The 13856-nt window shown below is 62.4% G+C and carries 12 protein-coding genes; 2 read left to right on the plus strand and 10 right to left on the minus strand.

The features are described 5' to 3' along the window. Nucleotides 1-19: 19 nt before the first annotated feature. Both groL and AC1D1J_RS09995 read left to right on the plus strand, forming a co-directional pair. On the plus strand, nucleotides 20-1672 hold the full coding sequence (gene groL, locus AC1D1J_RS09990; RefSeq protein WP_411877453.1) for a chaperonin GroEL: 1653 nt from the start codon (nucleotides 20-22) through the stop codon (nucleotides 1670-1672). A 291-nt stretch (nucleotides 1673-1963) separates the two neighbouring features. Then, complete coding sequence (locus AC1D1J_RS09995; protein WP_477694581.1) at nucleotides 1964-2644, plus strand: OmpW/AlkL family protein; 681 nt, start codon at nucleotides 1964-1966, stop codon at nucleotides 2642-2644. 18 nt (nucleotides 2645-2662) lie between these two features. On the opposite strand, the gene AC1D1J_RS10000 is transcribed toward AC1D1J_RS09995, so the two are convergent. The 10 genes from AC1D1J_RS10000 to pgi form a co-directional block, all read right to left on the minus strand. Beyond that, nucleotides 2663-3610: an AraC family transcriptional regulator gene (locus AC1D1J_RS10000; protein WP_477694582.1), complete on the minus strand. Its 948-nt coding sequence runs from the start codon at nucleotides 3608-3610 to the stop codon at nucleotides 2663-2665. Nucleotides 3611-3621: 11 nt separating this feature from the next. After that, on the minus strand, nucleotides 3622-4590 hold the full coding sequence (locus tag AC1D1J_RS10005; RefSeq protein WP_477694583.1) for a carbohydrate kinase family protein: 969 nt from the start codon (nucleotides 4588-4590) through the stop codon (nucleotides 3622-3624). A 41-nt stretch (nucleotides 4591-4631) separates the two neighbouring features. Beyond that, nucleotides 4632-5420: an L-iditol 2-dehydrogenase gene (locus AC1D1J_RS10010; protein WP_477694584.1), complete on the minus strand. Its 789-nt coding sequence runs from the start codon at nucleotides 5418-5420 to the stop codon at nucleotides 4632-4634. After that, entirely contained in the window at nucleotides 5417-6820 is a 1404-nt protein-coding gene (gene dalD, locus AC1D1J_RS10015; protein WP_477694585.1) for a D-arabinitol 4-dehydrogenase, read from the minus strand. Before dalD ends, AC1D1J_RS10010 begins: the two co-directional genes overlap by 4 nt. Nucleotides 6821-6898: 78 nt before the next feature. Next, on the minus strand, nucleotides 6899-7936 hold the full coding sequence (locus AC1D1J_RS10020) for an ABC transporter ATP-binding protein (protein WP_477694586.1): 1038 nt from the start codon (nucleotides 7934-7936) through the stop codon (nucleotides 6899-6901). A gap of 13 nt (nucleotides 7937-7949) precedes the next feature. Then, the gene (locus tag AC1D1J_RS10025; protein ID WP_431095103.1) at nucleotides 7950-8774 is read right to left on the minus strand and encodes a carbohydrate ABC transporter permease; all 825 of its coding nucleotides are present in this window, start codon (nucleotides 8772-8774) and stop codon (nucleotides 7950-7952) included. A 10-nt stretch (nucleotides 8775-8784) separates the two neighbouring features. Then, nucleotides 8785-9642 carry a carbohydrate ABC transporter permease gene (locus AC1D1J_RS10030; RefSeq protein WP_457282606.1) on the minus strand — a complete coding sequence of 286 codons (858 nt, stop codon included), beginning with the start codon at nucleotides 9640-9642 and terminating at the stop codon, nucleotides 8785-8787. A gap of 82 nt (nucleotides 9643-9724) precedes the next feature. After that, nucleotides 9725-11032, minus strand: coding sequence for an ABC transporter substrate-binding protein (locus tag AC1D1J_RS10035; protein WP_477694587.1), 1308 nt, complete (start codon nucleotides 11030-11032; stop codon nucleotides 9725-9727). Between the two features lie 277 nt (nucleotides 11033-11309). Then, the gene (locus AC1D1J_RS10040) at nucleotides 11310-12170 is read right to left on the minus strand and encodes a DUF3047 domain-containing protein (protein WP_477686120.1); all 861 of its coding nucleotides are present in this window, start codon (nucleotides 12168-12170) and stop codon (nucleotides 11310-11312) included. Between the two features lie 90 nt (nucleotides 12171-12260). Then, nucleotides 12261-13838: a glucose-6-phosphate isomerase gene (pgi, locus tag AC1D1J_RS10045; RefSeq protein WP_477686121.1), complete on the minus strand. Its 1578-nt coding sequence runs from the start codon at nucleotides 13836-13838 to the stop codon at nucleotides 12261-12263. Between the last annotated feature and the right edge of the window lie 18 nt (nucleotides 13839-13856).

Genomic DNA, 13856 nt, shown 5'->3' on the forward strand with positions numbered 1-13856 from the left:
ACTTTAAGGAATCTGCATCATGGCAGCAAAAGACGTAATTTTCGGCGGCGAAGCCCGCGCACGCATGGTCGAGGGTGTGAACATCCTGGCCAACGCCGTCAAGGTAACCCTGGGCCCCAAAGGCCGTAACGTGGTTCTGGAGCGCTCGTTCGGCGCCCCCACGGTGACCAAGGACGGTGTGTCCGTCGCCAAAGAGATCGAACTGAAAGACAAGCTGCAGAACATGGGCGCGCAGATGGTCAAGGAAGTCGCTTCCAAGACCTCCGACAACGCCGGCGACGGCACCACCACCGCCACCGTTCTGGCTCAAGCCATCGTCCGCGAAGGCATGAAGTACGTGGCCGCGGGCATGAACCCGATGGACCTGAAGCGCGGTATCGACAAGGCCGTGCTGGCCCTGACCGAAGAGCTCAAGAAGGCTTCCAAGCCCACCACGACTTCGAAAGAAATCGCCCAGGTCGGCTCCATCTCCGCCAACTCCGACGAATCCATCGGCAAGATCATTGCCGACGCAATGGACAAGGTTGGTAAAGAAGGCGTGATCACCGTGGAAGACGGCAAGTCCCTGCAAAACGAGCTCGACGTCGTCGAAGGCATGCAGTTCGACCGCGGCTACCTCTCCCCTTACTTCATCAACAACCCTGAAAAGCAGTCCGCACTGCTGGACAACCCCTTTGTTCTGCTCTACGACAAGAAGATCAGCAACATCCGTGACCTGCTGCCTACCCTGGAGCAAGTCGCCAAGGCCGGCCGTCCGCTGCTGATCATTGCTGAAGAAGTCGAAGGCGAAGCCCTGGCTACTCTGGTCGTGAACACCCTGCGCGGCATCCTGAAGGTTGTGGCTGTGAAGGCCCCTGGCTTCGGCGACCGCCGCAAAGCCATGCTGGAAGACATCGCCTGCCTGACCGGCGGCAAGGTCATCGCTGAAGAAGTCGGCATGTCGCTCGAAAAAGTGACGCTGGCTGACCTCGGCCAGGCCAAGCGCATCGAAGTGGGCAAGGAAAACACCATCATCATCGACGGCTCCGGCGCCGCTGCCGACATCGAAGCACGCGTCAAGCAAGTGCGCGTCCAGATCGAAGAAGCGACCAGCGACTACGACCGTGAAAAACTGCAAGAGCGCGTGGCCAAGCTGGCCGGCGGTGTTGCCGTGATCAAGGTTGGCGCTGCTACCGAAGTCGAAATGAAGGAAAAGAAGGCCCGCGTGGAAGACGCACTGCACGCTACCCGCGCTGCCGTGGAAGAAGGCATTGTGGCCGGCGGCGGCGTGGCCCTGCTGCGCGCCAAGCAAGCTGCTGGCAAGATCGCCGGCGACAATCCTGACCAGGATGCCGGTATCAAGCTGGTGCTGCGCGCCATTGAAGCCCCCCTGCGCGAAATCGTTTACAACGCAGGCGGCGAAGCCTCTGTGGTGGTGAACGCTGTTCTGGCCGGCAAGGGCAACTATGGCTTCAACGCCGCCAATGACACCTACGGCGACATGATCGAAATGGGTATCCTGGATCCCACGAAGGTCACCCGCACCGCACTGCAGAACGCAGCCTCCGTCGCATCGCTGATGCTGACGACCGAAGCCATGATCGCCGAAGCTCCGAAGGAAGAGTCCGGCGCCGGCGGCGGCATGCCAGGCGGCATGGGTGGAATGGGCGGCATGGGCGACATGGGCATGTAATACCTGCCTGAGCTTCTCGCTCCATCAAAAAGGGCCGCTTTCGCGGCCCTTTTTTTATTGTCCGCTCACTTTGTACGAAAAACGTTTTCACACAGCGAGACCCTTCGTCGGCGGCGCCACACTCTCTTCACAAAATCGGGAAGGAAGATGCTGCGCATTGGCGCTTGCCACTACCATGATTTCTCATGAGCCACCGGATGACTTCCCTCGCCCCGTGCGGCGGCGCGCATACCGCCGGCACAAACAATGACGCCATAGCAACCCGAACACATCCTCGCATTGCACTCGCCCATGAATCCCTCCCAGAAACTATTCATAGCGGCCGCCCTGGCGGTTTCTTCCGTATACGGCTTTGCACAACAGGCCGGCACGTGGTCCGTGTCGGGCGGTGTCACGCGCATCGCCCCTTCCGTGAACAGCGGCAGCCTTTCGGCGCCGTCCGGAACTGGCGTAATTCAGGACGCGAAAGTCGACGTCAGCAGCAGTTCCAGGTTAACGGCCGCCGTGAACTACATGGTCACCGATCACATCAGCCTGCACCTGCCGCTCGGTTTGGGCTTCAGGCATGACGTCAGCGGTGCAGGTGTGCTCGCTGGCGTTGGCACGGTGGCCGACACCCGGGCCTTGCCCATCACGCTGATCGCGCAATACCGGTTTCTTGATGCCGACGCCCGGTTTCGTCCCTACCTGGGCGCGGGCCTCTCCTACGTGAAGTTCTACAAGGAACGCGGCACAGCCCTGCTGACCGCGTTGACCAACCCAGGCGGCCCCGCCACAAGCGTATCCTTCAAGTCGAAATTTGCCCCTGCGTTGCAATTGGGTGGTATTTTCAACCTCGACAAAAAATGGTTTGTGGAAGCCAGCTATACCAAGACTTTCCTGAAAACCCGCGGCACGCTCAGTACCAACCAGACCATCGATGTGGGCCTTGACCCTGATTGCTTCACCTTGCAACTGGGGTACAAGTTTTAATTTCACGCTACAGGACCTTCAGGATAACCGGCCAAAACGGTCGTCTGTCTGCCGCCTGAACTCGGTAGGCGTCATGCCCTTGATCTCCAGGAAACGCCGGTTGAAGTTTGCAACATTGTTGAAACCGACCTGATAGCAGATGTCGGTGACGTTGTGGTCGGTCTGCATCAGCAGGTGGCAGGCGCTGTTGATGCGCACACGGTTGACGAAGTCGGTAAAGCTGTTGCCGGTGGAGCGCTGGAAGAAGCGGCTGAAGCGGCTCTCGCTCATGCCGAGCTCGGCCGCCACGACTGACATCGAGATCGGTTCCGCCATGTTGGCGGTAATGCGGTTGACGATGCCGTTGATCTGGTCAACCTGCGCGTCGCCATCGGCGCCCTGTGTGCCCTGCATCTGTACGCTCGACAGCAGCCGGTAGTCCGTCCATTGCGCCAGGTCGGCCATGAACTCAAAAAAGTGGCCGAGGCGGCGCACGCCGCGTGCGGCCTTGATGTTGTCCCAATGCGTCTGCGCCTGCTGCGACATGCCGAAGAACTCGATGCCATGGCGCGCCCGTTCGAGCAACTGCATCACCTCGCGCAATTCGGGAATCCCGGCTGCCGCGCGCTCAATGGGTTCGTGGTGGAACTGGATCACCCGGTCGCGTCCCGCGGCGCCGCCTTCGGGGGCGTCGAGCGAAATCCAGTTGTGCGGCAGGCGCGGGCCGCACAACACCAGATGACCTGGCTGGAACGGTCCGATCCAGTCGCCGACAAACGCCTTGCCCGAGGTCTCGGTGATCAGGTGCAGTTCATACTCTTCATGAAAATGCCAGCGTACCAGCGGGCTCGGGAAGCCGTGTGCAAGACAGCGCACCAGACCGGTTTCAGGTGCCTCGTAACCCAGCGCCGGGGAACGCGCAATATCGCGCTCCAGCTCGGGCTGGCGCTGACGGGGGATCGAGCGTCTGGATGTGGACGTTGTCATTGCAGTCTGGGTCAGGACCGTGAAGCAATGGCCTCATTGTCCTCCCGCACGAGCGCGGCGTGAACGGCCTCCAGCGTGGGCGGATCGGCGCCTTCGCGGGTGCAGTTCAGCGCGGCGGCCGTGGCGGCAAAGCGCATCACCGCGTGCCAGGCGTCGCCGCTCAGCTCGCCAAGCTGGGCGGGGTGTTCGACGCCATGCGCAAGCAGCGAGACCGAAAGCCCGGCCGTAAAAGTATCGCCCGCGCCGATGGTGTCGACCACCTTGACACGCGGTGCCGCCACGGTCAACGGCTCGTGCCCCGTACGCCAGAGCGTGGCACCGCGGGCGCCGCGCGTAACAATCACCGCTCGCGCACCGGCTTGCAGGCAATCTGCCGCCAGCGCATCGACTGGCCTGCCGGGTGCCAGCAGTCCGGCGTCTTCGTCGCTGAGCTTGACCAGATCGGCCATTGCAAACCAGCTCATGACGCGCGCGCGGTAGGCTGTCATGTCGGAAATCAGGCTGGGCCGCACGTTGGGATCGAACACGATCACACGGCGCCCGGCATTGGCGGTCATCAGCCCGGTGATGCACGTGGCAGCAGGTTCCTGCAGGAGCGCGATTGAGCCGAAATGCAGGAAGCGGCATTCCGCCGGCAACTGCGGCAGTGGCTCGGGTGCCCAGGTCGCATCGGCGCTGCCGTGCGTGTAGAAGGCATAGCGGTTGGTCTGTGGTGTGCGCTCAACGAAGGCCAGGGTCGACGGCGCGTGGCTGCGCAGGATGAAACGGGTCTCCACACCGTTTCGTTCGAGAAAACGCATCAAGCGTTCACCGAACAGGTCGGTCGACAACTGTGTAAGAAAACCGGTGGGCTGCCCGAGGCGCGCGCAGGCCACAGCCGTGTTGAGCGGCGAGCCGCCCTCGTGGCCCAGGAACGCCAGCGTGCCGGCCTCGCTGGCGGTGAAATCGATAAGGGCCTCGCCCGTGATTGCAATGCGCATGGTGAATTCTCGGTCAATGCAAGGCGCCGTCGTCGGCCAAATCAGCTCATGACATTGCCGCCATCGACATTCAGGGTCTGCGCCGTGATGTAGCGCGCCTCGTCGCTGGCCAGAAATACGGCCGCTCCCGCGATGTCGGCCGGTACACCCATGCGGCCGAGTGGCACATCAAGGCCCACGCGCCGCTTCTTTTCCCCCGGGGGCAACCCTTCTGCCCTGGCGAAAAGGCTGTCGACATGGTCCCACATCGGCGTATCGACCACGCCGGGTGCGATGCCGTTGACGCGAATGCCATGCGGCGCCATGGCCAGCGCAGCACTCTGGGTGTAGCTGATGACCGCGGCCTTGGTGGCGCAGTAGTGCGACACCAGGGCCTCGCCGCGCCGCCCGGCTTGCGAGGCCATGTTGATGACCGACGCGCCCTGGGTGCCGGCCTCGACCATGTGACGAAGCACGGCCTGCATGACAAAGAACATGCCTTTCACGTTGACGGCAAAGAGCCTGTCGAAAGAAGCCTCGTCGCTGTCAAGCAAAGGCGCGAGGTCGAACACGGCCGCGTTGTTGAACAGGGTATGAATGGGGCCAAGAGCGGCCTGTGCCTGCACCAGCAGGCGCGCAATCGCCTGGGCGTCCGTCACGTCCGCCGCGATGTAGGCCAGGCAGCCGGAATGACGTTTCTGCAGTGCCTGCACGGCTTCAGGCGTCGCCACTGCCCGGTCGACCACGCTGCAGTGCGCGCCCTCGGCGATGCAGGCTTCAGCCACCGCCAGACCGATGCCACCACCGGCGCCCGTCAGAAGCACATGACGGTTCTTCAGACGTTCGCTCATGCTTTTTTTACCCCTGAATTGACAAAATCGGCTACTCGCCCGATCGCTCCGCGCACGGCATCCGTCAGCCGTGTATCGCCTGCGGCACTCCCCCATAGCCCCGCGTCGGAGCACAGCGCGCGCACAGGATCGACAGCGTCGCAGATCGCGCGGGCCACGGCCTCGTCCATACCCTGGTCCTGGTAGGCGTAGGGCAGCGCCCCCCGATGCCAGCGCCGCAGGAAAACAAGGAACAGCGCAGGCAGCACTGCGACGCTGTCGATGGGCTGTCCCGCGGCGAGCCGCTCCCGTACCGTGGGCGCGATAAACCCTGGAATCTTCGAGAAACCGTCCGCCGCCACGCGTTGGTTGGTGTCGCGGATCGCAGGGTTGCCAAAGCGCTCGAGTACCACATCGCGGTACGCCGCGAGGTCGATCGGCCCGGGAGAGTCGGGAGAACTCAGGCAGGGAATCACGTCGTCGGTCACATAGTCGTAGGCCATCTTCCGGATTGCCGCGTGGTGTGTTCCTTCGTGGATGAAGTCCAGCCCGGCCAATGTGCCGGCCCATGCAATGCAGCTGTGCGTGGCATTGAGGATGCGGATCTTGGCTTCCTCGTAAGGCTGCACCGATTCCACCAGCTCAACGCCCACACGGCCCCAGTCGGGGCGTCCGGCCGCGAAATTGTCTTCGATCACCCACTGGATGAAACTCTCGCCAGTGATCGCGGCCGCATCATCCCTCCCCGTGGCGGCCTTGACGCGAGCGCGCAGCTCGGGTGGCGGACGCGGCGTGATGCGGTCGACCATCGTGTTGGGACTGCGGGTGTTCCCCGCGACCCACGAAAGCAGCCCGGTATCGCCTGTGAGTTCAATGAATTCGCGCAACCCGGCACCGAAGCGGTCGCCGTTGTGACGCAGGTTGTCGCAGTTGAGCAGGGTCACCGGGCCGGCCTGCGCCGCCTTGCGCGCACGCAGGATCGCGCAGACGGCACCATAGATGGTCACGCCCTCCCCGCCCGCCTCGCCGCGGCGTGCACGCTCAAGGTCTGCCGCGAGATCATTGAAAGACAAGTCCAGCTTGCCTTTCGTGTCGAGGTAGTAGCCTGCCTCGGTCACGGTGAATGAAACGATGCGGGTGGACGGCGCCGCACCGCGAGAGATCACCGCAGCCAGCGAGGCTTCCCAGGGAAACACTTCGCGGATGGCCTCAATCTGTTCATAGCGGTACTCGCCGGCCGGCGATACGGTTTCCAGCGTGTACCGCCCGCCCTGTGCCTGCAAGGCCGCGACGACCTCGGCCATATCGGGCCGGATGTTGGCGCCCACGATGGACCAACGGGTATCGCCCGCATCGATCAGCCGCTGAAGATAAACGGCCTGGTGGGCTCGATGAAACGAACCCAGTCCAAGGTGAAGCACCGTGAATTCCGAAGGTGCCAATGGCGTTTTCGCAGGAAGCGCTGTTGCGAGAGTCAAGGGAATGTCCGAAAGAAAGAATCAGGCCGGGACCGCACGGCCTTCACGGTTGAACAGATGAAGCACCGAGGGGTCGAGCTCGACCGCTACATCGTCACCTGCATGCAGCGGTGTCCGTTCGTTCTGGCGCGCTATCAACGGCACGCCGCCGACGTCGACGTGAATCAGGGTGTCGGCACCGAGTGCCTCGATCAGCTCCACGCGGCCCTGCACACCCAAAGCAACGGCCTGCTTCGGATGCACGCGCAAGCCTTCCGGCCGGACGCCCAGGAAACCGTCGCTTGGCAGGCGCCCGCCAGTGGCGGCCGAGAAGCTGGGAATTGCGCTCGCCGCCACCATGTTCATCGACGGCATGCCGATGAACTGCGCGACAAACCGGTTCGCCGGGTGGTCGTAGAGCTCGAGCGGCGTACCGACCTGCTCGATCAGCCCGTCCCTGAGCACCACCACGCGGTCGGCCAGCGTCATCGCCTCGACCTGGTCGTGCGTGACGTAAATGGTCGTCGCGCCGAGCGCACGGTGCAGCTTGTGGATTTCGACGCGCGTGTTGCCGCGCAGCGCGGCATCCAGGTTGGACAAGGGCTCGTCGAACAGGAACACCTTGGGTGCACGCACGATGGCGCGGCCAATCGCCACGCGCTGCCGCTGTCCACCCGACAGGTCTTTCGGCGTGCGGCCCAGGTACTGGGTGAGATTCAGCGTTTTGGCCGCGTACTCGACCTTGGTCTGGATCTCGTCCTTCGGCACGCCCGCAAGCTTGAGCGCAAAGGACATGTTGTCGTACACACTCATGTGCGGGTAGAGCGCGTAGCTCTGGAACACCATCGCCAGGTCACGCTTGCCCGAAGGCGTCCAGGTGATGTCCTTTCCGTCCAGCAGCAAATTGCCTTTGGTGATGGGCTCCAGCCCGGCGATGAGGCGCAGCAGTGTCGATTTGCCGCAACCCGAAGGTCCGACGAAGACGATGAACTCGCCCTTGTTGATTTCAAGATCAACACCGCGGATGATTTGGGTTTCCCCGAAACTTTTCTCGATGTTCTTGAGTTCCAGATAAGCCATAAGTCAATTCCTTTCACTTCACCGCGCCGAATGTCAGACCCTGCACCAGCTGTTTCTGGCTGAACCAGCCGAACACGACGATGGGTGCGATCGCCATCAGCGAGGCGGCTGACAATTTGGCCCAAAACAGGCCTTCAGGGCTGGAGTACGAGGCGATCAATGTCGCCAGCGTGCCGGCCTTGGCCGAACTGAGGTTGAGCGCCCAGAAGGCCTCGTTCCAGCTCAGCACCAGGCACAGCAGGCCGGTCGAAGCGAGACCGCCCACCGACAGCGGCAGCACAACATGGCGGAATTCGGTCCAGAGGCTCGCACCGTCCATGCGTGCGGCTTCCAGGATCTCGTTCGGGATGTCCTTGTAGGCGCTGTAGAGCATCCACACCATGATCGGCAGGTTCGCCAGCGTAAAGACAATGGTCAGTGCGGTGAGCGAATCCAGCAGGCCCGCGGTTTGCGCGAGAACGTAAATCGGCACCAGCGCGCCCACCGCCGGCATCATCTTGGTGGAAAGCATCCACATCAGGATGTCGCGTGTCCTCTTCGTGCGGAAGAAGGCCATCGAGTACGCGGCGGGCGCCGCGATCAGCAGGCCGATGATGGTTGAACCCAGGCTGGTGATGAGCGAGTTGCGCGCATACAGCAAGTAGTCGCTGCGGCGCTGCACTTCGCTGAAGTTGTCGAGCGTGGGCTCGAAAATAAAGAGCGGCGGCACATGGATTGCCTGAAGTTCGGTCTTGAAAGCCGTGAGAAACAGCCAGCCGAGCGGAAAGAACAGCAGCAGCGCTACGGCCCAGGCACCCACAGTGCGTAGCAGTTGCGGAAGGAAGTTGCTTGGTTGCACAATCGTTCCCTTAGTCGAGGTTCTTGCCGACGATGCGGATGAGGAACACCGCCACGATGTTGGCCACCACCACCGCGAACAACGCACCGGCCGATGCCACGCCCACGTCAAAGTTCATCAGCGACTGCTTGAAGATCATGTAAGTGAGATTGGTGCTCTCGTTGCCCGGGCCGCCATTGGTGGTGATGGCGATCTCGGCGAACACGCTGAGCAGAAAGATCATTTCGATCATGATCACCACCGCCATCGGCCGGCCGAGGTGCGGAATGATGAGGTAGAAAAACCGCTGGAACGAACTTGCACCGTCCATGCGCGCCGCTTCCATCTGCTCGCGGTCGAGCGACTGCAGCGAGGTAATGAAGATCAGGCAGGCGAAGGGCAGCCACTGCCAGGCCACCATGATGATCACCGACAACAGCGGCACATCGGTGAGCCAGTCGACCGGTTGCGCGCCGAAAAAACGCCAGAGGTCGGCAAGCACGCCGTAGATCGGGTTCATCATCATGTGCTTCCACAGCAGTGCGTTCACTGCGGGCATGACGAAGAACGGCGAGATAAGCAGCACGCGCACGATGCCCCGACCCGGAAAGGGCTCGTTCACCAGCAGCGCGAGCAGCACCCCGAAAACCACCGTGATGACGATCACGCTGCCGATGAGCAGCAGCGTGTTCCAGGTCGCAGGCCAGAAGTCCGGATCGGTGATGAAGTACTGGAAGTTCTCGATGCCGATGAACGGATGCTCGCCGGGTTGCATGAGGTTGTAGCTCACGAACGAGAAATACAGGGTCATCACGAGCGGCACGATCATCCATAGGAAGAGCGTGAGCACTGCGGGCGCCATGAGTGCGCGGGGCAGGAGGCGATTCATGTTGTGGGTCCCGGGGCGTCAGGTCAGAACTGCCGCGGATCCGGCTTCACCGGTCCGCGGGCGGTCCATGCTGTCTGAGGGTTTACTTGTAGTACCCGGCCTTCTTCATCTCGCGCTCAGCCGCCGTCTGTGATATCTTCAGGGCCTGGTCCACCGTGACCTTGCCCGACAGCGCTGCGCTCATCTGCTGGCCCACCGCCACGCCGATGGCCTGGAACTCGGGAATGGCCGCGTACTGCACGCCGACGTAGGGCGACTTGGGCAGCGTGCTGTCGCTGAGGTTGGCGCTGTCGATGGCTTTCTTCTCGGCGGCAGCAAACTTCGCAACCTTCTGGAACTCGGGATTTGCGTAGGTCGACTTGCGCGTGCCGGTGGGTACCGTCCCCCAGCCATGTTCTTTGGCGACCAGATTGATGTACTCCCTGGAGGTGGCCCACTTCACGAAGGTCTGGGCAGCTGCGCCCTTGGTCGAGCTGGCCGGAATGGCCAGGTTCCAGGTCCACAGCCAGTTGGCGCCCTTGGGCGTAACGGCCACAGGGGCCTGGGCAAAGGCCACCTTGTCGGCCACCTTCGACTGCTTCGGATCGCTGATGAATGAGGCAGCGATGGTTGCATCCACCCACATGCCGCACTTGCCTTCGTTGAAGAGGGCGAGGTTCTCATTGAAGCTGTTGGCCGAGGCGCCGGGTGGGCCGTAGGCTTTCATCAGGTCCACGTAAAAGCCAATCGCGTCCTTCCAGGGCTTGGTGTCGATCTGCGGCTTCCATTGCATGTCGAACCACTGGCCGCCGTTGGTATTGACCAGCGTGGTCAGGAAGGCCATGTTGTCGCCCCAGCCCGGCTTGCCGCGCAGGCACATGCCGTACACACCGGCTTTCGGGTCATGGATCTTGCCGGCCAGTTCCTTCACCTGTGTCCAGGTGGGTTGCTCGGGCATCTTGAAGCCGACCTTGTCGGCGAGGTCCTTGCGGTACATGAGCATCGAGCTCTCGCCATAGAACGGTGCGGCGTAGAGCTTGCCTTCATGCGACAGGCCGGCGCGGATGGCGGGCAACAGGTCGTCGACGTCATAGGCGGCATCGGTAGCAATGGGCTGCAGCCAGCCCTTCTTCGACCAGATCGGCGCTTCGTACAGGCCGATGGTCATCACGTCGAACTGCCCGCCCTTGGTGGCGATGTCAGTGGTGACGCGCTGGCGCAACGTGCCTTCTTCGAGCGTGACCCACTTGAGCTTGATGTCGGGATGGGCTTTCTCGAAAACCGGCGTGAGCTTCTGCATTTCGATCATGTGGCCGTTGTTCACCGTCGCCACCACGAGTTCGGTCACGGCATGGGCCATACCGGCGCCCAAGAGTGCAAGCACCAGGCCTGCCTGGATAAAACGCTTCATAAGGTGTCTCCTTCGTTATGTCAGTCGAAACGGCCGCTTTGCCGTTCACTGCATTTTGAAGAAAGGTCCTTGCGGGTTTGATACCAGATCAGAGCACTTCAATACTTTGTTGCATTGAAGGAGTGGTAATTTCCCTAAATCCCGCATCATTAGATGCAACAAATTGTCAAGGCCGACGTGACGCGCTCTGCCAAGTCAGGCCGCTAGCCTGCGTCGTTTGCATCAACGGACAAACAAATCAGATCGGGCGGCATCAACACGCCGACCGGTCGCGGCGCTATTTGCGCGCGACAGCTGAAGCCGGCACCAGCTTGAGTGGCCCGTAGAAGGCCTGCAGCTGACCCTCGTTCTTTTCGCCTTCGGTAAAGACCGCGAAGCTCAGCAAGGCGCCCGGATCTTCGCCAAAGGCCTGGCGGTAGTCGGCACGGATATCGCGCTCGTAGCTGCGCCATTCGTTGTAGCCGTGGTCGCCCGAGTCGACAACGATCTTGCGGATACGGTCGGTGCGGTCGTTGACGACGACTTCGCCCGGCCGGTTGACACGCGACCACGAATAAACCAGCGTCGCGAACGGCATTTCTTCGCCGGTCAGCAGCCGGCTCAACTCGGACAGCAGGGAATTTTTCATCGACAGCCGCGAGCGGTCGCCTTCGAACGCGAGCACCACCCGCACCGGCACGTCCTCGAGTTGCGGCAGTGCGAGATTGGCACCCGCACCGGCGTACGGCACGTTCCAGGAAAAGCGCACGAGCCCTAGCTGGTCGGGCTCGATGCGGTGGCGATGGCGCAGGATGCTGCCGGACGCCTCGACCTTTGCGAGCACCGCGTCGCGACCTTCATGACGCACATAGCTGTAGCTGGCCGGCTGCTTGCCCGGCACGCGGAAGATTTCCCACTTGAGGTCGTCCGGTTTGAGCTCATCGGCCTTGGGCGGCGCCGACATCTCGGCCCAGGCGGTGCCGGTCACTCCTTCCGCCGGGCCCAGCGTGCCGCCGCGGCTGACCGGCTCATCGACATCGGTGTCCTCGTCGGGCGCCGGGCGTGTCGCGCAGCCGGAGACCAGAGCCAGCGTGAGAAACGCTGCGGCGAACATCGAAAAACGGGGGAAAAGGCGGCGAAGCGGAAGGGAACAGGACATGATACGAAGCCATCGAAAAATCGGCGATGTGGCAAGTTGACCACGGAAGCGCGCGCTCCCGCAATGGAAAAACGCACACTTTTGCGGGATTCAGCCAGCAATCTTGCGCAGCAGGCCGGCGGTCGAGCCATCAAGGCCGGATACGTCCCCGCTGCGCAGGCGTGGCTCGATGTCTTTGGCCAGCACCTTGCCGAGCTCGACGCCCCACTGGTCAAAACTGTTGATGCCCCAGATCGCACCGCTGACAAACACACGGTGCTCCTGCAGGGCGATCAGCGCGCCCAGGCTGGCCGGTGTGAGCCGCTCAAGCAACAGGAAGGTACTGGGACGGTTGCCGGGAAAATGCCTGTGGCCACCCGCCTCTTCTTTTCCGGTCATCAGGGCTTGCGCCTGGGCCAGGACGTTGGCCAGCAATTTGGCGTGATGCCCCGGCAAATCATGCGGTGCGTGCGCGGCTGTTTTGACCGCCACAAACTCGACTGGCACCACCGACGTCCCCTGGTGCAGCATCTGGAAATAGGCGTGCTGGCCGTTGGTGCCGGGTTCGCCCCACAGCACCGGCGACGTTTCAAACGGCAAGGCCTTGCCATCCGCGTCCACGCGTTTGCCGTTGCTCTCCATCTCCAGCTGCTGCAGGTAAGCCGGCAGGCGGCGCAGGGCGCTGCTGTAGGGCGCGATGCTGCGGCTGGTGAAACCATGAAAGTTGCGGTACCAGACGTCGAGCAGGCCCAGGCGCACCGGCAGGTTGCGTTCCAGGGGTGCGGTGCGAAAGTGCTCGTCCATGGCGTGCGCGCCGGCCAGCAGCTCGCGAAAGCCGGCTGCACCAATGGCGATGGCCACCGGCAAGCCGATGGCCGACCACAGCGAATAACGCCCGCCCACCCAGTCCCAGAAACCAAAGGTGGTGCTGATGCCGAATTCGTTGGCTGCCGCGACGTTGGTCGTCAGTGCGGCGAAATGCCGGCTGATGTCGCGTCCGCCCTGTGCCTCAAACCAGCGCCGGGCCGAGTGCGCATTGGTCATGGTCTCGGTGGTGGTGAAGGTTTTGGACGCGATCAGGAACAGCGTGCTTTGCGGCTTGAGCCCCTTGAGCACGGTAGCCAGCTCGTCCCCATCCACATTGGAGACAAAGTGAACGCGTTTGCCGTTGGCGGCGAATTCGCCGAGCGCCAGCACCGCCATTTGGGGCCCCAGGTCGGAGCCGCCTATGCCGATGTTGACGACATCGGTGATGGCGGCATCCGCGCGCACCTGCTCGGCATAAGCCAGCATCGCGTCCAGCGTGGTGTGAACCTGGGCCAACTCGGTTGCTATATCTTTAATAGCTGCCGGCGCACGTCCATCCTGGTCTACAGCCGGATTTCTCAGCAAAAAATGCATCACAGCGCGCTTTTCGGTGCCGTTGATCAGCTCCCCGGCGAACATGGCGTCGCGGTGCTGCTCCAGCCCGCACTGACGCGCAAGCTCTAACAACAATGCCTGGCTGGCCGTGTCGATCAGGTTTTTGGAAAGGTCTGCAAAAACATGGGGAGCGTCCTGGCTGAAACGGGCAAAGCGATCCGGGTCGGCGGCAAATGCCGCCTTCAGATCGAAATCTTCGCCTGAAGCCGTATACAGCGCCTGCAGCGCAGGCCACGCGGGAGTCTGGTCGCAACGCGGTCGGTTCATGACGTGTCCTGCCTGAGA

This window comes from Polaromonas sp. P1_F8, assembly GCF_056405635.1.

Coding starts and splice junctions, on each gene's coding strand:
- groL (WP_411877453.1), top strand. CDS start 20: ATGGCAGCAAAAGACGTAATTTTCGGCGGCGAAGCCCGCGCACGCATG.
- AC1D1J_RS09995 (WP_477694581.1), top strand. CDS start 1,964: ATGAATCCCTCCCAGAAACTATTCATAGCGGCCGCCCTGGCGGTTTCT.
- AC1D1J_RS10000 (WP_477694582.1), bottom strand. CDS start 3,610: ATGACAACGTCCACATCCAGACGCTCGATCCCCCGTCAGCGCCAGCCC.
- AC1D1J_RS10005 (WP_477694583.1), bottom strand. CDS start 4,590: ATGCGCATTGCAATCACGGGCGAGGCCCTTATCGATTTCACCGCCAGC.
- AC1D1J_RS10010 (WP_477694584.1), bottom strand. CDS start 5,420: ATGAGCGAACGTCTGAAGAACCGTCATGTGCTTCTGACGGGCGCCGGT.
- AC1D1J_RS10020 (WP_477694586.1), bottom strand. CDS start 7,936: ATGGCTTATCTGGAACTCAAGAACATCGAGAAAAGTTTCGGGGAAACC.
- AC1D1J_RS10030 (WP_457282606.1), bottom strand. CDS start 9,642: ATGAATCGCCTCCTGCCCCGCGCACTCATGGCGCCCGCAGTGCTCACG.
- AC1D1J_RS10035 (WP_477694587.1), bottom strand. CDS start 11,032: ATGAAGCGTTTTATCCAGGCAGGCCTGGTGCTTGCACTCTTGGGCGCC.
- AC1D1J_RS10040 (WP_477686120.1), bottom strand. CDS start 12,170: ATGTCCTGTTCCCTTCCGCTTCGCCGCCTTTTCCCCCGTTTTTCGATG.
- pgi (WP_477686121.1), bottom strand. CDS start 13,838: ATGAACCGACCGCGTTGCGACCAGACTCCCGCGTGGCCTGCGCTGCAG.